Annotated in this window: 16 protein-coding genes and 1 pseudogene; 12 read left to right on the top strand and 5 right to left on the bottom strand. The window is 59.9% G+C overall.

Annotated elements, in window-relative coordinates; all coding sequences use genetic code 11:
• Nucleotides 1-142: 142 nt before the first annotated feature.
• Both AC1RS8_RS14270 and edd read right to left on the bottom strand, forming a co-directional pair.
• Entirely contained in the window at nt 143-1102 is a 960-nt protein-coding gene (locus tag AC1RS8_RS14270) for a glucokinase (RefSeq protein ID WP_489339122.1), read from the bottom strand.
• On the bottom strand, nt 1099-2925 hold the full coding sequence (gene edd, locus AC1RS8_RS14265; RefSeq protein WP_057713545.1) for a phosphogluconate dehydratase: 1827 nt from the start codon (nt 2923-2925) through the stop codon (nt 1099-1101). Before edd ends, AC1RS8_RS14270 begins: the two co-directional genes overlap by 4 nt.
• A 220-nt stretch (nt 2926-3145) precedes the next feature.
• On the opposite strand from edd, the gene gap reads away from it, so the two are divergent.
• The 8 genes from gap to AC1RS8_RS14225 all read left to right on the top strand — a co-directional run bounded on the left by gap (nt 3146) and on the right by AC1RS8_RS14225 (nt 11310).
• Nucleotides 3146-4147, top strand: coding sequence for a type I glyceraldehyde-3-phosphate dehydrogenase (gene gap / locus AC1RS8_RS14260; protein WP_489339123.1), 1002 nt, complete (start codon nt 3146-3148; stop codon nt 4145-4147).
• 148 nt (nt 4148-4295) lie between these two features.
• Nucleotides 4296-4760 (top strand): methylglyoxal synthase, encoded by a 465-nt coding sequence (locus AC1RS8_RS14255; protein ID WP_057713543.1) that lies wholly within the window; start codon nt 4296-4298, stop codon nt 4758-4760.
• Between the two features lie 77 nt (nt 4761-4837).
• On the top strand, nt 4838-5356 hold the full coding sequence (locus AC1RS8_RS14250; protein WP_349735187.1) for an RNA polymerase sigma factor: 519 nt from the start codon (nt 4838-4840) through the stop codon (nt 5354-5356).
• Between the two features lie 120 nt (nt 5357-5476).
• On the top strand, nt 5477-6442 hold the full coding sequence (locus AC1RS8_RS14245) for a FecR family protein (protein WP_429520450.1): 966 nt from the start codon (nt 5477-5479) through the stop codon (nt 6440-6442).
• 122 nt (nt 6443-6564) lie between these two features.
• A complete protein-coding gene (locus tag AC1RS8_RS14240; RefSeq protein WP_489339124.1) occupies nt 6565-9156 on the top strand; it encodes a TonB-dependent receptor in 2592 nt (863 codons plus the stop codon).
• A 114-nt stretch (nt 9157-9270) separates the two neighbouring features.
• The gene (locus tag AC1RS8_RS14235) at nt 9271-9879 is read left to right on the top strand and encodes a biliverdin-producing heme oxygenase (protein ID WP_489339125.1); all 609 of its coding nucleotides are present in this window, start codon (nt 9271-9273) and stop codon (nt 9877-9879) included.
• 159 nt (nt 9880-10038) lie between these two features.
• Entirely contained in the window at nt 10039-10428 is a 390-nt protein-coding gene (locus tag AC1RS8_RS14230) for a YbaN family protein (protein WP_429520448.1), read from the top strand.
• A 147-nt stretch (nt 10429-10575) separates the two neighbouring features.
• The gene (locus AC1RS8_RS14225; protein ID WP_489339126.1) at nt 10576-11310 is read left to right on the top strand and encodes a hypothetical protein; all 735 of its coding nucleotides are present in this window, start codon (nt 10576-10578) and stop codon (nt 11308-11310) included.
• A gap of 62 nt (nt 11311-11372) precedes the next feature.
• Here AC1RS8_RS14225 and AC1RS8_RS14220 read toward each other — a convergent pair whose 3' ends face one another.
• Nucleotides 11373-12158 carry a hypothetical protein gene (locus AC1RS8_RS14220; RefSeq protein WP_131726847.1) on the bottom strand — a complete coding sequence of 262 codons (786 nt, stop codon included), beginning with the start codon at nt 12156-12158 and terminating at the stop codon, nt 11373-11375.
• A 457-nt stretch (nt 12159-12615) separates the two neighbouring features.
• Between AC1RS8_RS14220 and AC1RS8_RS14215 the strand changes: the two are divergent.
• From AC1RS8_RS14215 to AC1RS8_RS14205, 3 genes and pseudogenes are all read left to right on the top strand, one after another.
• A pseudogene (locus tag AC1RS8_RS14215) lies at nt 12616-13896 on the top strand (methyl-accepting chemotaxis protein); the annotation flags it as partial.
• Nucleotides 13897-13998: 102 nt separating this feature from the next.
• The gene (locus AC1RS8_RS14210) at nt 13999-14754 is read left to right on the top strand and encodes a methyl-accepting chemotaxis protein (protein ID WP_489340643.1); all 756 of its coding nucleotides are present in this window, start codon (nt 13999-14001) and stop codon (nt 14752-14754) included.
• A 176-nt stretch (nt 14755-14930) separates the two neighbouring features.
• Nucleotides 14931-16280, top strand: coding sequence for a CoA transferase (locus tag AC1RS8_RS14205; RefSeq protein ID WP_489339127.1), 1350 nt, complete (start codon nt 14931-14933; stop codon nt 16278-16280).
• Between the two features lie 68 nt (nt 16281-16348).
• Here the strand turns inward: AC1RS8_RS14205 and AC1RS8_RS14200 are convergent, their stop codons facing one another.
• Nucleotides 16349-17212 carry a DNA-3-methyladenine glycosylase family protein gene (locus tag AC1RS8_RS14200; protein WP_489339128.1) on the bottom strand — a complete coding sequence of 288 codons (864 nt, stop codon included), beginning with the start codon at nt 17210-17212 and terminating at the stop codon, nt 16349-16351.
• The gene (gene arcD, locus AC1RS8_RS14195) at nt 17209-18636 is read right to left on the bottom strand and encodes an arginine-ornithine antiporter (protein WP_349735195.1); all 1428 of its coding nucleotides are present in this window, start codon (nt 18634-18636) and stop codon (nt 17209-17211) included. Before arcD (AC1RS8_RS14195) ends, AC1RS8_RS14200 begins: the two co-directional genes overlap by 4 nt.
• Nucleotides 18637-19080: 444 nt before the next feature.
• On the opposite strand from arcD (AC1RS8_RS14195), the gene arcD (AC1RS8_RS14190) reads away from it, so the two are divergent.
• Complete coding sequence (arcD, locus tag AC1RS8_RS14190; RefSeq protein WP_150813293.1) at nt 19081-20508, top strand: arginine-ornithine antiporter; 1428 nt, start codon at nt 19081-19083, stop codon at nt 20506-20508.
• Nucleotides 20509-20527 lie beyond the last annotated feature (19 nt).

Genomic DNA, 20527 nt, shown 5'->3' with positions numbered 1-20527 from the left:
TGCCTTAAGCACCGAAACTGCAAACACCACAGAAACAACTGTGGGAGCGGGCTTGCTCGCGAAAGCGGTGTGTCAGTCAACGAATGTGTTGAATATAAAACCGCATTCGCGAGCAAGCCCGCTCCCACATTTTGATCGTATTTCAAGCTGGGAGAGATTGCTCCAAGGCTACTCCGGCGCCAACCAACCCGGAATACGGCGCTGTCACCAGCCACACCGGAATCCCCTTGAAGTAATCGCTCATGCAACCCTTGTCGGCGAAGCAGCGGGCGAAACCGCTTTCGAGGAAGAAATCGGCAAAGCGCGGAATCACCCCGCCCACGATGTACACGCCACCGCGTCCACCGGTGGTCAGTACGTTATTGCCGGCCACGCGACCGAGCCAGCAGCAGAACTGTTCAAGCACTTCCACGGCAATCGGGTCGCCCGCCAGCCCGGCAGCGGTGATGGCTTCCGGTGTGTCGAGCACAGGCGTGTGCCCGTCCACCGCACAGATCGCCCGATAGACACGGGGCAAGCCGCCACCGCTCAAGGCTGTTTCCGCACTGACATGGCCAATTTCGTTGAAGATGTGCTGCCAGAGTTGGGTTTCACGCGGGCTGCTCAATGGCAGATCGACGTGACCGCCCTCCCCCGGCAACGCGGCAAAACGGCCGACGCCCAGATCGAGCAAGGTGCCGACGCCCAGGCCGGTACCCGGGCCAATCACCACCGCCGGGCGCAACGGCTCCGGCGTGCCTTCGCAGACCACGCGGAATTCGCCGGGCTGCAGACGGGTCATGCCCAGGGCCATGGCCGAGAAGTCGTTGACCAACAACAGCTGATCCACCTGCAAGGTCTGGCAAAAGCCCTTGCGGCTCAGGCGCCAGTGATTGTTGGTGAACCTGAATTCGTCACCACTCACCGGGCCCGCCACCGACAGGCACACCGAACCGATCGAACCCGGCGCCAGCCCCAGACCATTAAGGTACAGGCTGATCGCATCGATAGGGCTGGGGAAATCTGCCGTTGCCAGCACCTGGACCGATTCCAGCTGCTGGTTTTTCCACAACGCGAAACGTGCGTTGGTCCCACCGATGTCACCGACCAAAGCCAGTTTCAATTAAGCGTCTCCAGGGCAGAAGTAAAGGCGCTGGCGCCCTGCTCCGCCGAGCTGAAGGCCATGCGCATGAAACCGAACAGCTCGCGACCGGTGCCGATGTTGTTGCCCAACAGGCCCTTGGCCGGCGTGCGCGCTGCGAATTCTTCGGCGTCCACCTTAAGCTCCAGGGTGCCTTTGACGCCATCGACGCGGATGATATCGCCCTCTTGTACCCGCGCCAAAGCGCCGCCGACATAAGCTTCGGGGCTGACATGAATGGCCGCCGGGATTTTCCCCGACGCGCCGGACATGCGCCCGTCGGTCACCAGCGCGACTTTGAAGCCGCGATCCTGCAACACGCCGAGGAACGGCGTCATCTTGTGCAGCTCTGGCATGCCGTTGGAGCGCGGGCCCTGGAAGCGCATCACCGCGACAAAATCCTTCTCCAGCAAACCGGCCTTGAACGCATCGGCCAGGTCCTGCTGATCCTGGAACACCATGGCCGGCGCTTCGACGATCTGGTTTTCCACGGCTACGGCGGAGACTTTCATCACGCCACGACCGAGGTTGCCTTCCATCACCCGCAGGCCACCTTCGGCCGAGAACGCGCGGGCGACCGGACGCAGGATGCTTTCGTCGAGGCTGTCGGTCACGCCTTCACGCCAGACCAGTTGGCCATTGTCGAGGAACGGCTCCTGGGTGTAGCGGCTCAGGCCGTGGCCCATTACGGTGTTGACGTTTTCGTGGAGCAGCCCGGCTTCCAGCAGTTCGCGGATCAGGAACGACATGCCGCCCGCAGCCTGGAAGTGGTTGATGTCGGCTTTGCCGTTCGGGTAGACGTGGCTCAGGGTCGGCACGACTTCGGAGAGGTCGGCCATGTCCTGCCAGGTCAATTGAATGCCCGCCGCCATGGCGATGGCCGGCATGTGCAGGGTGTGGTTGGTCGAGCCGCCCGTGGCATGCAACGCGACAATCGAGTTGACTAGCGAACGCTCGTCGACGATTTCACCGATCGGCATGAAGTCGCCGTTCTGCTTGGTCAGGCGTGTGACCTGGTGCGCGGCTTCGCGGGTCAAGGCATCGCGCAACGGCGTGTTCGGGTTGACGAAGGACGCGCCCGGCAGATGCAGCCCCATGACTTCCATCAGCAACTGGTTGGTGTTGGCGGTGCCGTAGAAGGTGCAGGTGCCAGGGCTGTGGTAGGACTTCATTTCCGATTCCAGCAGCTCTTCGCGGGTGGCCTTGCCTTCGGCGTATTTCTGGCGCACATCGGCTTTCTGCTTGTTGGAAATGCCCGACACCATCGGCCCGCCCGGCACGAAGATCATCGGCAGATGGCCGAAGCGCAGCGCACCCATCATCAGGCCCGGCACGATCTTGTCGCAGATGCCGAGCAGCAGCGCGCCGTCGAACATGTTGTGAGACAGCGCCACGGCGGTGGACAACGCGATCACTTCGCGGCTCGGCAGGCTCAGCTCCATGCCCGGCTCGCCCTGGGTCACGCCATCGCACATGGCCGGCGTGCCACCGGCGAACTGACCGACGGAGCCGATTTCGCGCAAGGCCTTCTTGATCAGTTCGGGGAAGACTTCGTAGGGCTGGTGTGCCGAGAGCATGTCGTTATATGACGAAACTATCGCGATGTTCGCGGAGTTCATCATCCGCAGGCTGTGCTTGTCGTCGCTGCCGCAACCGGCCACGCCATGGGCGAAGTTGGCGCATTGCAGCTTGCCGCGCATCGGACCGTCGCTGGCCGCACCGCGGATCAATGCAAGGTAGGCCTCACGCGTGGCGCGGCTGCGGGCGATAAGCCGTTCAGTGACCTCAAGGACGCGGGGATGCATGTGTAGAACTCCAGGCTAACGGATGTGGCGACCTGATTGTCTATGCTGATCAAAGGCCGGTGTCGATGGGATGACAGACGGTTTATTTGACCATTCGGACCAGTTGATTCAGGTCACTCGTTGTAGATCGAACAAAATATTGCCATCAAAAAGGCTTGTTTTCTATTTTTTTACGAATAATCTTGTAATTCCAACAACAAAACGACGGTAGCGCCGCACTATGACTCTTCGAATCGCAATCAATGGTTTTGGCCGCATCGGCCGTAATGTCCTGCGCGCACTCTATACCCAGGGCTATCGTCAGGATCTGCAGATTGTCGCCATCAACGATTTGGGTGATAGCGCGATCAATGCTCATCTACTCAAGTACGACACCGTTCACGGCACATTCGATGCCGATGTCCAGCACGACCAAGAGAGCCTGACGGTCAACGGCGACCGCATTTCGGTCAGTGCCATCCGCAACCCGGTCGACTTGCCTTGGGCCGCGGAAAAGATTGATGTGGTGTTCGAATGCACCGGTCTGTTCACCGACCGGGCCAAAGCCGCCGCGCATATTACGGCGGGCGCGCGCAAAGTCATTATCTCTGCACCGGCCAAAGGCGCCGACGCCACTGTCGTCTACGGGGTGAACCACGACATTCTGCGCCAATCGCACCAGATCATTTCCAACGCGTCGTGCACCACCAACTGCCTGGCCCCGGTGGCCCAGGTGCTGCACCGCGAGCTGGGCATCGAAAGCGGTCTGATGACTACCATTCACGCCTATACCAACGACCAGCACCTGACCGACGTCTATCACGTCGATCCGTACCGCGCCCGTTCGGCCACCCAGAACATGATCCCGAGCAAGACCGGTGCTGCTGAAGCGGTGGGCCTGGTGCTGCCGGAACTGGCGGGCAAATTGACCGGCATGTCGGTGCGCGTACCGGTCATCAATGTGTCGCTGGTGGACCTGACGGTGCAGCTCAAGCGCGAAGCGTCGGCCGATGAGGTCAATACGCTGATGAAAGAAGCCAGCCAGCACTCGAAGATCCTTGGGTACAACACCCTGCCGCTGGTCTCCAGCGACTTCAACCACAACCCGCTGTCGTCGATCTTCGACGCCAACCACACCAAATCCAGCGGCAAGCTGCTCAAGGTACTGGCGTGGTATGACAACGAGTGGGGCTTCTCCAACCGCATGCTCGATAACTGCCTGGCGCTGTGCAACGCAGAATAAGCAGCACGCCCCCGGTCTTGTAGGAGCGAGCTTGCTCGCGATGGTCGTGAACGATAACGCGGGGAACCTGATGCCCCGCGGTGTTCTACAGTCCATCGCGAGCTAGCTCGCTCCTACAGGGTACGTGTCATTTCTGGAGCCAGCATCGATGATCGGCATCAGCTTTACGCAAAAGACCATGGCGGCGCGCAAGCGTATCGCCCTGGTTGCCCATGACCACTGCAAGGTGTTCTTGCTGGACTGGGCCGAACGGCAAAAAGACAGACTGGCCCAGCATGATCTGGTCGCCACCGGCACCACGGGGTTGTTGTTGCAACAACGCCTCGATCTGCCGGTGCAAAGCATGATCAGCGGGCCACTGGGCGGCGACCAGCAGCTCGGTGCGCAAATCGCCGAGCAGCGGGTCGACATGCTGGTGTTCTTCTGGGACCCGTTCGAGCCACAGCCCCACGACCCGGATATCAAGGCGTTGCTGCGGGTCGCGGCAGTGTGGAACATCCCGGTGGCGTGTAACGAATGCAGCGCCGACTACCTGCTCAGCAGCCCGCTGATGGATCAGGCGCACCTCCATCGGATTCCCGATTACGCCACCTATTTGCAAGGTCGCGCGTAAAGCGTCACAAATCAGTGCTTGACCACTCGAGTAGATGATAAGCATTATCATCTACTCGAAATGGATCAGGTTCTCCCGTGAGTCAGTCGCGCTTCAACCACGTTTTCCTCACCCAGCGCACCTCCCTGCTGCGCACGCTGGAGCGGATGGTCAACAATCACAGCACCGCTGAAGACCTCTTGCAGGAAACTTACCTGCGGGTGACCCGGGCATTGAGCGAACGGGCCATCGATCATCTTGAGCCCTTTGTCTTCCAGACGGCGCGCAACCTGGCGCTGGACCATTTGCGCGCGCGACGCATCCATTCGCGCACCATGGTCGACGACGTGCCGCAGGAGGTGATGCACAGCATCGCCGCCGCCACCAGCAGCGCCGAAGACGCCGCCCACGCCGAACAATTGCTGGAGCGTTTGAACGTGAGCCTCAGTGAACTCAGCACCCGCCAACAGCGGATTTTCATCCTCAGCCGCCTGCACGGGCACAGTTACCAGGAAATCGCCGAGGAGTTGAACGTGTCCCTCAGCACCGTGCAGAAAGAACTCAAACTGATCATGTCGATCTGCATCGGGGTTGCCGATCGCTTGAACGCCAACTGAGCGCCAAGGCCCTGCGCTTACCTGGACCGACTGCGCTGATCATCGGGCTTTGCTACCCTTGGCCCACTTTTACGCTTCACTAAAAAAACAGCCGTGCACAGACACTGCCGAGGAAACACCGTGACGGACAACCACCGCTCCCCCGAGCCTTCATCGGCGCAGGACCCCGCAAGCGCGATGGACCAGGCCCTGGACTGGCTGATTGTGCTCGGCAGTCCCGACGAGGAGCAGAGCCGCCAATTCCAGGCATGGCTCGACGCCGATCCGTTGAATGCCCAGGCGTTCGCCAAGGCCCAGGCGATCTGGGACGGCCCGCAAGTGGCGCAATGCGCGCAAAGCCTGGCCGCCCGTCCGGCGAAAGTCACTGTCCTCGCCCGTCTGCGCCCGCACTGGAAACCACTGGCCACCGCCGCCGTGCTGCTGCTCGGGCTGTTCAGTTTCAGCAGTTTGCCGATGCGCCTGCAGGCCGATCACCTGACTGTGGTCGGCGAACGCCAGCGCCTGCAACTGGAGGACGGTTCCAGGGTTCTGCTCAATACCAATTCGGCGTTCTCAAGCACCATCAACGACCAGCAACGTGTTGCCCGCCTGTATCAGGGCGAAGCGTTTTTCGAAGTGCAGGCCAATCGCGGCCAACCACTGGAAATCGACGCCGGCCCGGTCACGGCCAGCGTTCGCGATACCGCATTTGCCGTGCGTTACCTGGACGGCGTGGCGCAGGTACGGGTACAGCGCGGCGACGTCGACTTGCGCGCCACTCGGGATGACGCGCGGGTACGCTTGTCCGCCGGGGAAAGCATTCGCATCGGCCCCAACGGCTTCGACCGCCCGGCCAAGCTGGATGCCGCCACCGACCTGGCGTGGGTCCAGGGACGGCTGGTGTTCGAGAACTGTCCGCTGAACCAGGTTCTGGCAGAACTTCGCCGCTACTACCCGGGCTGGATCATCAACAACAACGAACAGTTGGCCGATGTCACCGTGACCGGCAACTACCGTCTCGATCAGCCGCTGGACGTGGTTCGCTCCCTGGCCCACATCACCTCGGCCCGGCTCCAGGAATTCCCGGCGCTGGTCATCCTGAACTGAATGAGAATTATTTTTACTCGATAGCCAAACCCCGTACGTCTCGTTATAGCCAATGCAATTGATTCGCATCTCACCATGCCAATCAGCACCTATAAAGATTCGTGCGACACGGAGCGCTATCGATGTCCCCTCGCCTTACCCGCCAAGCCCCTACACCTTCCCGCGTGCTGTCGCTGCTGACCGCCGCCATCCTGATGGCCGGTACCGCACCGCTCATGGCCGCCACCGCCACCGAGCAGTCGACCCGCAAAATGGGCGACTACTCGTTCGCCATTCCCCAGCAATCACTGGTGTCGGCACTCAATGCCTTTACCACCGTAACGGGCTGGCAGATCGGCGTGTCGTCGGAGCTGGCACAAGGTGTGGCCTCGCCGGGAGTACGCGGTTCCCTGTCGCCGGAGAAAGCCCTGGATCGCCTGTTGGTGGGGACCAACCTGGGCTATCGCAAACTGGGCAACAACAGCATCGTTCTGGAAAAGCGCAGTGGTAGCAGCACGCTCAACCTGCAGCAGGTGACCATCAGCGCCACGCGGCAGGAACAATCGGTAGATAGCGTACCCAGCACCGTCACCGTTCATACTCGCGAAGAACTCGACCGCAACAACGTCAATACCATCAAGGAACTGGTGCGTTACGAGCCGGGTGTTTCGGTGGGTGGCACTGGCACCCGTGGCGGGATCAGTGGCTACAACATCCGAGGCATCGACGGCGACCGGATTCTGACCCAGGTCGATGGGGTGGAAATCCCGGATGGTTTCTTCAACGGCCCCTACGCCAAGACCCAACGCAACTACGTTGACCCGGAAATCGTCAAACGCGTGGAAATCCTCCGCGGTCCGGCCTCAGTGCTGTATGGCAGCAACGCCATCGGCGGCGCGGTCAGCTATTTCACCCTCGACCCTGACGACATCATCAAGCCAGGCCAGGACTTCGGCGCACGCCTGAAGACCGGCTACAGCTCGGCCGATGAGAGCTGGCTCAAGTCCGCCACTATCGCCGGCCGCGCCGAACAGTTCGACGGCTTGCTGCACTTCAGCCAGCGCAACGGCCACGAAACCGAATCCTACGGCAACAACAATGGCACCGGCCTGGCCCGCACTGCGGCCAATCCGGAAGATGTGCGCACCACTAACGTTCTGGCCAAGCTCGGCTGGGACTATAAAGACGATGCGCGTCTGGGTCTGGTTTACGAGAAGTACAAGGACGACCGCGACACCGACCAGAAAAGCGCCTACGGCGGCCCTTTCTTCGCTGGCCAGCCGACCATTCCCGCCAATGTGCTGCCCGGCGGCATGTACCAGTCACGTACCGGTAACGACACCATCACCCGTGAGCGCTTCGGCCTGGAACACAGCTTCGCCCTCGACAGCCTGCTGGTGGACAACGTCAAGTGGAGCCTGAACCACCAGATCGCCAAGACTGATCAGAGTACCGAAGAGGTTTACTTCCCGATCACCCGCAAAGTGCTGCGCACCCGGGACACGATCTACGAAGAAAAGCAGTGGGTGTTTGACGCCCAACTGGATAAAGGCTTCAGCATTGCCGACACCGAGCACCTGTTGACCTACGGCACCACCATCAAGCAGCAGAAAGTCACCGGCTCGCGTAGCGGCAACGGCACCTGCCTGCAAGTCGGTCGTGGTTGCACTGCCATCGGCGCGGTAAGCCCGGGCGACGTATTGAAAAAGGCCACGGACTTCCCGGACCCGACCATCAACACCTACAGCCTGTTCGCCCAGGACGAGATCAGCTGGAACAAATGGACCTTCCTGCCCGGTCTGCGCTACGACTACACCGAGCTCAAGCCGCACATCACCCAGGAATTCCTCAATACCGTTTCCGCCGATGGTCGCGGCACCGTCAGCGACGACAACAAAACCTGGCATAAAGTCTCGCCCAAGTTCGGCCTGACCTACGCCCTGACCGACAACTACACCTGGTACGGCCAGTATGCCGAAGGGTTCCGTACCCCGACCGCTAAGGCGTTGTACGGCCGCTTCGACAACACCACCACCGGCTACCGCGTGGAGCCGAACCCGAATCTGGAACCGGAAAAAAGCAAAAGCTACGAGACGGGTTTGCGCGGCAACTTCGAGCAGGGCTCGTTTGACGTAGCCGTGTTCTACAACAAATACCGCGACTTCATTAACGAAGACGCCGTTACCCCCGGTTACGACGAGCTGACTTTCCAGAGCAACAACATCAAGCACGCCACCATCAAGGGTGCCGAGGTCAAGGGACGCCTGAACCTCGACGCCTTCGGCGCGCCGCAAGGCCTCTACACCCAGGGCTCGGTGGCCTATGCCTACGGTCGCAACGACGACAACGGCGAGCCGCTCAACAGCGTCAACCCGCTGACCGGCGTATTCGGCCTCGGCTACGACCAGGACACCTACGGTGGCTTGCTCAGCTGGACCCTGGTGAAGAAGAAGGATCGCGTCGACAGCACCAGCTTCAAAACCCCGGACGGCACCAGCACCCAGTTCAAGACGCCCGGTTTCGGCATTCTGGACCTGAGCGCGTTCTACAAGGTGACCGACGACGTGACTGTCAGCGGCGGCGTCTACAACCTCACCGACAAGAAGTACTGGCTGTGGGATGACGTGCGCGGCTACGACAGCGTCGGCGAAGCCTCGGTGACCCAACCGGCCAACCTCGACCGTCTGACCCAGCCGGGTCGCAACTTTGCGGTCAACCTGATCTGGGATATCTGATCCGCTCATCTCGCCTGGCGGTTTCATCAAGCCGCCCGGTGAGGATTTTTTACTGTCAGGCGCCTTCCTGTTCGTCTCGTTACCAAGCGCCTCTTCTTTCTCCAAGGAATTGCCATGACTACCCAGGCCACCGAACAACGCCCCAACCTGCGTTCGCAACGTTTGAACCAGATCACCCACGAGCCGCACAGCAAGCTCGATGCCCTGGTCAAGGCTCATGCCCCGTTTGAAACCCCGGCCAATTTCGCCCGTTTCGTGGTGGCGCAGTACCTGTTCCAGTCGGAACTGGTGTCGCTGTACAACGATGCCGAACTGACCGCCATCGTCCCGGATCTGCCGGCCCGCTGTCGTGCCGATGCAGCCAGGGCCGACCTCGCGGACCTGGACACCGACGTGCCGGCACCTGTCGCCGGTGCACTGAAGAACCCGACCAAGGCCGAGGCCCTGGGCTGGATCTTCGTCTCCGAAGGCTCGAAGCTCGGCGCGGCGTTCCTCATCAAGCGCGCCGTGGGCCTTGGCCTGAGCGAAACCTTCGGCGCCCGCCACCTCGGCGAACCGGCCGGCGGCCGCGCTGAAGGCTGGAAGAGCTTCGTTAAAACCCTGGACGGCCTGGCATTCAGCGCCCAGGAAGAAGCCGAAGTGGAAAAAGGCGCCATCGACGCGTTCAACCGTTTTACCGTGTTGCTGGAGCGGGCTTACGCTACCGCACCAGAAATCGCCTGACACACCACCGCCCCTGTAGGAGCGAGCCTGCTCGCGATGACGGTATTCCAGACAGCATTATTGTCGACTGATACCCCCCTATCGCGAGCAAGCTCGCTCCCACAAGGAACGAAGTAAATCCGTAAGATTTCGATCAGCCTCACATGTTGCCTTGAGCCCATGCCAGCCTCCTCCAGACTCTCCCGCCTCCTCTTCGGCCTGCTGGCCTATGTCAGCCTGGGCATCGGCCTGATCGCCATCGTCATACCCGGCCTGCCAACCACCGAGTTCATCCTGCTGGCCGCCTGGGCTGCGACCCGCAGTTCGCCGCGCCTGAGTGCCTGGCTGGAAAACCACCGGCTGTTCGGCCCCATCCTCCATAACTGGCGCAACGGCAAGATCATCGCGCGTCGGGCAAAAATCAGCGCCACGGTCAGCATGCTGTTGTGTGCCGGTCTGATGCTGGTAATGCTCGATCATGGCTGGCCGATTTACCTGGCGATTGCCGGCATGGGGCTGGGCAATCTGTGGATCTGGTCACGGCCGGAATCACTGCCGCAAGTCACCTGAAACCTCTTCAAACCGCCCTGTGACAGCCGACAACGGCATACTTGAAAGTACCTACTTCCTGTTCGGACTTCTCCTACGTGTTTATCAGGTCATCCATGACCGGGTTTGGCCGTTAAGCACGATGAACCCACACAATGAGAAGCTGACATGAATGTAAGTGACGCTGCATCTTTTCAAGTTCCGTATCCGCAAACAGTGAAGGCGAACACGGAAAAATCCCAGCTTGAGAAAGTCGACATTCCGGTAATGGATGACAGGATAAGGTTGACCATCGAGAAACTCCGAGCTCCTCGAAGTGAACCTAGAAATCTCAGCAGCGAAAAACTGAATGAGGTGGAGGATTTCTTGAATACGCTCGAATCACTTAACGGGTTCTATGACCTACCCCCTCAGATAAAAAGCTTTAGATATTCAATGATCAGGCATCATGAATTCCAGGCAAATTTGATGCTCAAAAAAATGGAAGGGATTTACTCCGACTTCAAAAAAGACCTGCAAAACAAATGGTCTGGCCTGGCCCATAACGTAATGGGCTTCACCGTGGCCGAAGACGGTCAGTTGAAAGTCACTTCGCCCCCCGACACCCTGACTGCCAGGGATGAGGAAGTATTGAACACCCTGTTGAACGAGGCCAAAGGCTTGCAACCCCTGACCCTCAAGCACGCCAAGACCGTAATCGAGTTGATTCAGCTGGATAAGCCACAGTTCGAGGGCAAGGTGAAACTGGACCTGAGCAACTTCCACAACATGATTGACTATGGATTATTGCTGAACAAAGGTGCGCTGGACCTGGGAAGTTCAGACTCCTGGCTGGATCAATTGCATAAAAAAGCCGAAAAGGACCCGAGCGAGAGAAAGCAGGGACTGCACATCGAGGCCTGATCGTTTGAAAAAAAGCCCGGCAAAGCGGTGTACATCACCGCATTGCCGGGAATATGCCGGATCTAGTTATGCAACATGTTTTGATAGCATATCTGAGCGAATGAAACGTTCGGCACGTTGTGACCGCCCACCCCCGACGCCTCTTTGTCTTGAACCTGAATCGACCAATATCCCAGGTTGTATTCGACCTCCCACTTATAGCGATACTTGCCACTGCTGGTCCAGAAAGGATCAGACTTCAACTGGCCATAGCACCTGCCCAACTCAAGGGCTTGCGCGGCGCTACCAGTGCTGTCCGTTATAAGGTCGAACCTTTCGTCATCCCCCCCCTTGTTCAATATCAAGGTAGCTTTAGCGCCTTCGAGCGGCTGCCCTGTCGAATCCCTCAATCGGACCGACCAGTTCAGGACTCTGTAGGCCTGCGTGGTCGCCCAGTACAGCGGCAGCTCACCGGCATCGCCCCGGACGCGACTGTCGGCGTAGTAAGGTGCAGAACCAAACTCAAGCGTGTAGATATCACCCGCCACGAACGGGGCGGACGGTTTCTTCGAGATGCGAACCTGAACTTCCTGATTCGGCTGCAAACCAGAAACCGTTAAGGGTGTACCCCAAGGGATTACGGCCCAGTTTCCATCGCGATTGTATTCCAGCGTCAATGGCCCGCCTTTCGTCCCGCTCGCACGGATCCACACATCCTGCCCCCGCACCGCCATGAAGCTGTATTGCTTCACATCCGTTTCGTCAGCCAGACTTTCCTTGAGGGTGTTCAGCTTGTCCGGCAGTACCGTGGCCGCCGAGGGAATTTGAGAGGCAATACCCGAAATAGCTGCCGAGTTCAGAAAAGACATGGCAGGAGCCGCGCCTGCCGCCAACAACATCCCCCAAATCAACAACACCGAGCGCAACCCGGTCCTTTTAAAGCAAGTAATCCACATAGAGTCTTCTCATTATTTTCTGTCAGATGCCGAAAGCCAAAGCTTCCGGAAGTGTTCCACCGAGGTGGCATCTGCATTGAAACGTCCTGCCGTTTATGAGAAGCGGTACATATGTATTTTGTGAATTTCATTCAGGCGCTTCGAGACCGGCGTCCCTGATGCCCCCTGAATTCACCCCGCGCTTTTTCCTCTTTTTATCCCCATTTTCGGCACATTTTTCTGCGCAAACGTTCAACAACTACCGCTCGTCGGGTTGCCCCTCATGTAACCTCTTCGCCACGCCGATGTGCATTGATCGGCGCTAAATGGATTTAGCGAGTGAGCCACAACGGCCCACAGCCAACACTTCATCCATTCGCGAGCTCGCCCTATGTTCGACTCACTGTCCATTCGCCTGAAAATCGTCCTGCTGTCCGGTCTGTGCCTGCTGGGCGTAGTCGCCTTGATAGTGGGTATGAACATCTACCAGACCAATCAGAACGATGATCTGGTCAGCGATTCCAGCAGCAGAATGCTTACCGCCAGCGTGCAGGACCTGCTCCAGGCCAAGGCCGCCGAGCAGGCGGTGCGGGTGCAGAAGACGTTCGGTGAAACCCTGACGGTGGTGACCGCCCTCGCGGACCAGATCCAGGACATGCGCAACCTGGCCGCCAAACGCTCCCTCGAGCCCGGCATCTTGCGAGAAGAGTTGAACCAGAGCCTGAAAACCGCCTTCGAACGCAACAGCAAAGTGCTGGGCATTTGGCTGGCGTTCGAACCCAATGGGCTGGACGGCAAGGACAGCGAATTCGTCAATGACGCCGCCCGCCAGTCCAACGAGATCGGCCGTTTCGCCACGTACTGGAGCCGCGCCGGGGGTGAGTCGCTGAACACGATCATGGTCGAAGAAGACATGACCAAAACCACCCTGAACCTCAGCGGCACGCCGTACAACGTCTGGTACACCTGCCCGCGGGACAGCAAGCGCATCTGCCTGCTCGACCCGTATGCCGATACCGTCGGCAACAAGGAAATGTTGATGACCACCATTTCCGTACCGCTGCTGGTAGATGGCAAGTCCATCGGCGTGGTCGGCATCGACATCGCCCTCGACGCCCTGCAAGCGGCGGCAGTCGACTCCCAGCGCGACCTGTTCAACAGTGCCGGGCACATGCTCATCGTTTCCGGCACTGGCGTACTGGCCGCCTACAGTGTCGACGCCGGCAAAGTCGGCAAGAACATCGGCGACACCCTGGGCGGCGATGGCAAGGACATCCTGCAGTTGCTCACTAGTGGCGCGCCGAAGATTCTCCAGCAAGGCGACCTGATCCGCGCGGTGTACCCAGTCAGTCCGATTGCCGATGCCAAGGCCTGGGCCGTGGTGATCGACCTGCCCAAGCAAGTGCTGCTGGCCGACTCAGTGAAACTGCAAGCGGTACTCGACGATGCTCAGCAAAGCGGCACGATCAAGGCACTGTCGGTGGCAGTGATTGCCGGTGTGATCGGTCTGCTGCTGATGTGGCTTACCGCGTCCGGCGTGACCCGCCCGATCAACAGCGTGGCCGACATGCTCAAGGCGATTGCCAGTGGGGACGGCGACCTGACCCAGCGCCTGCACTACAGCAAGAAGGACGAGTTGGGCGAACTGGTGAGCTGGTTCAACCGCTTCCTCGACAAGCTGCAACCGACCATCGCGCAGATCAAGCAAAGCATCACCGATGCCCGTGGCACGGCCGACCAGTCTTCGGAAATCGCCCGCCAGACCAGTGAAGGCATGCAGGTGCAGTTCCGCGAAATCGACCAGGTCGCCACCGCGTCCAACGAAATGAGCGCCACCGCCCACGATGTCGCCAACAGCGCCTCGAACGCGGCCAGTGCCGCCAAGGGCGCCGACCAGTCGGCCCGCGACGGCATGCAAATCATCGAGCGCAGCACCCGCGACATCAATCAACTGGCCGAAGAAGTCAGCAAGGCCGTGACCGAAGTCGAAGCCCTTGCGGTCAACAGCGAGCAGATCGGTTCGGTGCTGGAGGTGATTCGCAGCATCGCCGAACAAACCAACCTGCTGGCGCTCAACGCCGCCATCGAAGCCGCCCGTGCCGGTGAAAGCGGTCGTGGTTTTGCGGTGGTCGCCGATGAAGTGCGCAACCTGGCCAAACGCACCCAGGACTCGGTGGAAGAAATTCGCCTGGTGATCGAACGCATCCAGAGCGGCACCCGCGGCGTGGTCGCCACCATGCACTCAAGCCAGACCCAGGCCCACAGCAACGCCGGGCAGATCCAGCAGGCCGTCCAGGCCTTGGGCAAGATCAGCGATGCGGTTACCGTGATCAGCGATATGAACCTGCAAATCGCCAGCGCCGCCGAACAGCAAAGCGCCGTCGCCGAAGAGGTCAACCGCAACGTCTCGGCGATCCGCACCGTCACCGAAACCCTGACCGGCCAGGCCACCGAATCGGCGCAGATCAGCAGCCAGCTCAACTCCCTGACCACCCATCAGATGAAGTTGATGGATCAGTTCCGCGTTTAAAGAACCTACCGAAGATCCCCTGTGGGAGCGAGCTTGCTCGCGATAGCGGTCTTTCAATCAACATTGATGTTGAATGTAATTCCGTCATCGCGAGCAAGCTCGCTCCCACAGATGGATTTCATCTGACCTCAGGTTTTTTGATCTAAGATCGGGCTCTCGCTCCGGAGGGCTCTTCAATGACTGATCTGCTCACGTCCATTCAAGCCGCGCTCGGCTTGCCTCACACCCCGATTCCATTCACGTCCAGTGGCGCCCTGCCCTCGGCGTTTGCCGTCACTGATCTGGCCTGCGCCAGCATGGCCGTCGCCGGCCAGGCTGCCAGCGAACTGCTGCACCAACAAACCGGGCGCCTGCCCGACCTTGAAGTTGACCGACGCCTGGCGTCATTCTGGTTCGCAACCTCGATTCGCCCGCTTGGCTGGAGCGTTCCGCCGTTGTGGGACCCGATCGCGGGTGACTACGCCACCCGCGATGGCTGGATTCGCCTGCACACCAACGCGCCCCATCACCGCGCCGCTGCCGAAAGCGTGCTCGGTGCCTGTACCGACCGCGCAGCGATGGCCGACAAAGTGGCTCGGTGGGCGAAAAGCGATCTGGAGCAGGCTGTGGTCGATGCCGGTGGCTGTGCCGCCGAAATGCGTACCTGGGAACAATGGCAGGTCCATCCTCAAGGCCAGGCGGTAAACGTCGAACCCTTGATTCAATTCGCCAACAACCCAAGCCAGAGCCGCCAACCGTGGTCAGGTTCAGTGGCTCGACCACTGGCTGGCATCAAGGTGCTGGACTTGACCCGGGTACTGGCCGGCCCCATCGCCAGTCGCTTTCTGGCAGGCCTGGGCGCCGATGTCCTGCGCATCGACCCGCCGACCTGGAACGAACCTGGAGTGGTGCCGGAAGTCACCTTGGGAAAACGCTGTGCGCGTCTTGATCTGAACGACAAGTCCGACCGCGCCGTATTCGAATGCCTGCTCAAGGACGCCGACATTCTGCTTCATGGTTATCGTGCTGATGCACTGGAACGACTTGGACTGGGCATGAATGAGCGCCGGCAACTGAACCCGGGCCTGATCGATGTTTGTCTAAACGCCTATGGCTGGAGCGGCCCCTGGCAAAATCGGCGGGGCTTCGACAGCCTGGTGCAGATGAGCAGTGGCATTGCCGAAGCGGGCATGCGCTGGAAGCAGTCGGACAAACCGACGCCATTGCCGGTGCAGGCCCTCGATCACGCCACCGGGTATCTGATGGCGGCCAGTGCGATCCGGTTGTTGGCACAGCGGTTGAGCGACGGTATCGGGGGTTCGGCGCGATTGTCGTTGGCGCGTACGGCGAGGTTGTTGATCGAGCATGGGGCGGGGACGAGTGAAGCGTTACGTGCGGAAGATGAGCAGGATCAGGGGTTGATGGTGGAGCAGACACCCTGGGGACCGGCGCATCGGTTGCAGGCGCCTCTGAAGATCACAGGAACGCCTCTGCAATGGACCTTGCCCGCGACTGAACTGGGTTCACATCCCGCACAGTGGGGGTGACAGTCATATCGCCATCGCGAGCAAGCTCGCGATAGCGCCAGAAACAGCAGCACAAATCCCGGATCAGCTCAGTCCGCCCGACTCAAGGAAGTCCACAGCACCTGCGCCGCATACCCTCGATACGGCCGCCACCCTTCAGCCCGCTGCAACAGTTGCCTGGCTGTCACCGGCCCCCCCTCCAGCGCCGCCAACGCATTGATCAGCCCGACATCACCATTGGGAAACCCATCCATCTCCCGCAACTGTCGCAACGCAATGTATTGCGCCGTCCAGTCACCAATCCCGTACAACGCCAGCAACCGCGCTACACCCCCCTCCCGCCCGGGCTCAAACAATCGCGGATCATCGAGCAGTGCCTGAGCCACATCCGACAGGGTCCGGCCTCGGCTTTTCGGCATGCCCAGCGCTGCCAGATCTGCGCCCGCCAAAACGCTGGCCCGGGGAAAAGCATGGGTCAATCCCGGTAGCGCTGAACTCAACGGCGTGCCGTACTGCGCTACCAGTTTCCCCGCTAGGCGGATCGCCGCCGCCACCGTAATCTGCTGCCCCAGTACCGCGCGGATCGCCAGCTCCAGCCCGTCCCACGCCCCGGGTACGCGCAGGCCCGGGCGTTCGGCAATCAACCGCGCCATCAGCGGATCAACCGCCAGGTGCCGGTGAATCGTGGACAGGTCGGCATCCAGGTCGAACATTCGCCGCACTCGCGCAACGATCTCAGGCACGGCCGCAGCCTCCGGAAAGTCCAGGGTCAGCTCAAGTGCATCGGATGTAGCAGGCTGGATCGAAAACGTACCGTGAACGCCATCCAGGTCGATGCTGCGCGAGTACACACCCTCGACCACCCTTTCCAGGCCCATGATCGCCCGCGCCGACAAGAACCCCAGGAGCGCCGGCCAGTCATAGGGCGGCTGGTACGCCAGCAACAACCTCACAGACTGAGCAACCCGCTGTACAACCCGTAAGCCGCCAGCCCCGCACCACCGATGACACAGGTGAAAATACCTTTCTCGACAACCGTGAACAGTGGCTTGCCCTGCTCATTACGAGCCTTGGCGAACAGGATCACACCCGGCGCATACAGCAGCGCCGACAGCAGCAAATACTTCAGGCCGCCGGCATACAGCAACCACACCGCGTAGCCCAGAGCGATGCCACCAATGAGCAGGTCCTTGATCCGCTCGGCGGGTGCCTGTTGATAGGTTTCACCCCGTGCGCACAACAACACCGCATAGGCCGCCGACCACAGGTACGGCACCAGAATCATCGAGGACGCCAGGTAAATCAGGCTGGTGTAGGTGCCGGCGGAAAACAGGGTGATCAGCAGGAACAACTGGATCATCGAGTTGGTCAGCCACATCGCATTGACCGGCACATGGTTGGCGTTTTCCTTGGTCAGGAATGCCGGCATGGTCTTGTCTTTCGCCGTGGCGAACAGGATTTCGGCGCACAGCAACGCCCAGGACAACAAGGCCCCCAACAGCGAGATCGCCAGGCCGACGCTGATCAGCAACGCCCCCCAGGGGCCGACGATATGTTCAAGCACTGCCGCCAGCGAAGGGTTCTGCAGTTTCGCCAGTTGCGGCTGGGTCATGATGCCCAGCGACAGCACGTTCACCAGCACCAGCAGTGCCAATACTCCAATGAACCCGATCACCGTCGCCCGGCCCACGTCGGAACGTTTCTCCGCCCGGGCCGAATAGACACTGGCCCCCTCGATACCGATGAACACGAACACGGTGACCAGCATCATGTGCCGAACCTGATCCATCACGCTGCCGAACTCCGGGTTGTTGCGCCCCCAGATGTCGGCGGTGAAGATATCCGCCTTGAACGCCACGGCGGCGATCACGATGAACATGATCAGCGGTACGATCTTGGCCACGGTGGTCACTTGATTGATGAACGCCGCCTCCTTGATCCCGCGCATCACCACAAAGTGCACGGTCCAGAGCAGCACCGAAGCGCAGACGATGGCGATCGGCGTGTTGCCTTCGCCAAACACCGGAACGAAATAACCGAGGGTGCTGAACAGCAGCACGAAGTAGCCGACGTTGCCCAGCCAGGCGCTGATCCAGTAGCCCCAGGCCGAAGAAAAACCCATGTAATCGCCGAACCCGGCCTTGGCATAGGCGTACACCCCGGAGTCCAGCTCCGGCTTGCGATTGGCCAGGGTCTGGAACACGAACGCCAGGGTCAACATGCCGACGGCGGTGATTGCCCAACCGATCAGGATCGCCCCGGCATCGGCCCTGGCCGCCATGTTCTGCGGCAGGGAAAAAATCCCGCCGCCGATCATCGACCCCACCACCAGCGCGATCAGCGCGCTCAGGCGAAGCTTGTTCGGTGATTGCGACATCGTTGCATCTCCATTTTTCGTTGGTGGGCGGCAACGGCCACGAGATCGTCAGATAACGGGCGCTAACTAAACTGATGAAGAGTAATAACGTTTATTGGATAACGCCAACCAGCCTCTTTTTTACTTGCACAAAATGGCTATTTTGGCACCGATATATTCATTTGTTTTATACACACTTTTAATACATCGACTCTGTACAAAAAACCCATGAACAAAACTTGCAAATTCGGAAACCCCAACTAGCGTCATAATTCGAAACAAATACAAAAAGTGCTAAAACAAACTGAAAAAGGCTCTAGAACAGGCATTACAGGCAGAAACACCGTAAATGATGGCACTCCGCCAATAAACTGGGAACGCTCTCATTTAGTGATCTAAGTCAGCTGATTGAGCAGTCAACGGAATTAGTCTGTTGCCTCTCTTCTCCTGCATTGGAGTCATGCAATGTCTGAAGCTCCCGGAAAACTGAAACTCGGCGCGCTGGTTGCGTTAGTCGTGGGTTCGATGATTGGTGGCGGGATATTTTCCTTGCCACAAAACATGGCGGCCAGCGCGGATGTCGGCGCCATTCTGATCGGTTGGGCGATCACCGCCGTCGGCATGTTGACCCTGGCGTTCGTGTTCCAGACCCTGGCCAACCGCAAACCCGATCTTGATGGCGGGGTTTACGCCTACGCCAAGGCCGGGTTCGGCGACTACATGGGCTTCTCGTCCGCCTGGGGGTACTGGATCAGTGCCTGGCTGGGCAACGTGGGGTACTTCGTACTTTTGTTCAGCACCCTCGGCTACTTCTTTCCGATATTTGGGGAGGGGAATACCCCCGCTGCCGTGATCGGCGCCTCGGTGCTGCTGTGGGGCGTACATTTCCTCGTACTGCGAGGAATAAAGGAAGCAGCGTTCATCAACCTGGTGACCACTGTCGCCAAGATCGTGCCGCTGCTGCTGTTCATGTTGATTGCGGTATTCGCCTTCAAACTGGACATCTTCACCGCCGACATCTGGGGCCTGAAGAACCCGGACCTGGGCAGCGTGATGGACCAGGTGCGCAAGATGATGCTGGTCACCGTGTGGGTGTTCATCGGCATCGAAGGCGCGAGCATCTTTTCGGCCCGGGCGGAAAAACGCAGCGACGTGGGTAAGGCCACCGTGATCGGCTTCGTCACCGTGCTGCTGTTTTTGGTCCTGGTCAACGTGCTGTCGTTGGGGATCATGACCCAGCCGGAACTGGCCAAACTGCAGAATCCGTCGATGGCCGCCGTGCTGGAGCACGTGGTCGGTCACTGGGGTGCGGTGCTGATCAGCGTCGGTTTGATCATCTCGTTGCTGGGGGCGCTGCTGTCGTGGGTGCTGCTGTGCGCGGAGATCATGTTCGCCGCCGCCAAGGACCACACCATGCCGGAGTTTCTGCGCAAGGAAAACGCCAACCATGTACCGGTCAACGCCCTGTGGCTGACCAATGCCATGGTGCAGGTTTTCCTGATCATCACGTTGTTCTCGGCCAGCACTTACCTGTCGCTGATCTACCTCGCCACCTCGATGATTCTGGTGCCTTACCTGTGGTCGGCAGCCTACGCCTTGCTGCTGGCGGTGCGCGGCGAAAGCTACGAAGGCGCCGCGGGCGAGCGGCAGAAGGATCTCATCATCGGCGCCGTGGCCCTGATCTACGCGGTCTGGCTGTTGTACGCCGGCGGCATCAAGTACCTGCTGCTGTCCGCCCTGCTCTACGCCCCCGGCGTGATCTTGTTCGCCAAGGCCAAGCTGGAAATCAACAAACCGGTTTTCACCAACGTCGAGAAGCTGATTTTCGCTACGGTGGTCGTCGGCGCCATGGTGGCGGCCTACGGTCTCTATGACGGCTTCCTGACTCTGTAAAACCCCTGTTTTTTTTGTC

This window comes from Pseudomonas sp. GW821-FHT12A04, assembly GCF_058807755.1.
The sequence above is the reverse complement of the archived record's forward strand: the minus strand, read 5'-3'. Positions and strand labels throughout refer to the sequence as shown.

Bases quoted from the DNA above. Each gene is read 5' to 3' on its own strand.
- edd (WP_057713545.1), bottom strand. From the start codon at position 2,925: ATGCATCCCCGCGTCCTTGAGGTCACTGAACGGCTTATCGCCCGCAGC.
- gap (WP_489339123.1), top strand. From the start codon at position 3,146: ATGACTCTTCGAATCGCAATCAATGGTTTTGGCCGCATCGGCCGTAAT.
- AC1RS8_RS14255 (WP_057713543.1), top strand. From the start codon at position 4,296: ATGATCGGCATCAGCTTTACGCAAAAGACCATGGCGGCGCGCAAGCGT.
- AC1RS8_RS14240 (WP_489339124.1), top strand. From the start codon at position 6,565: ATGTCCCCTCGCCTTACCCGCCAAGCCCCTACACCTTCCCGCGTGCTG.
- AC1RS8_RS14235 (WP_489339125.1), top strand. From the start codon at position 9,271: ATGACTACCCAGGCCACCGAACAACGCCCCAACCTGCGTTCGCAACGT.
- AC1RS8_RS14230 (WP_429520448.1), top strand. From the start codon at position 10,039: ATGCCAGCCTCCTCCAGACTCTCCCGCCTCCTCTTCGGCCTGCTGGCC.
- AC1RS8_RS14225 (WP_489339126.1), top strand. From the start codon at position 10,576: ATGAATGTAAGTGACGCTGCATCTTTTCAAGTTCCGTATCCGCAAACA.
- AC1RS8_RS14220 (WP_131726847.1), bottom strand. From the start codon at position 12,158: ATGTCTTTTCTGAACTCGGCAGCTATTTCGGGTATTGCCTCTCAAATT.
- AC1RS8_RS14210 (WP_489340643.1), top strand. From the start codon at position 13,999: ATGCAGGTGCAGTTCCGCGAAATCGACCAGGTCGCCACCGCGTCCAAC.
- AC1RS8_RS14205 (WP_489339127.1), top strand. From the start codon at position 14,931: ATGACTGATCTGCTCACGTCCATTCAAGCCGCGCTCGGCTTGCCTCAC.
- arcD (WP_349735195.1), bottom strand. From the start codon at position 18,636: ATGTCGCAATCACCGAACAAGCTTCGCCTGAGCGCGCTGATCGCGCTG.
- arcD (WP_150813293.1), top strand. From the start codon at position 19,081: ATGTCTGAAGCTCCCGGAAAACTGAAACTCGGCGCGCTGGTTGCGTTA.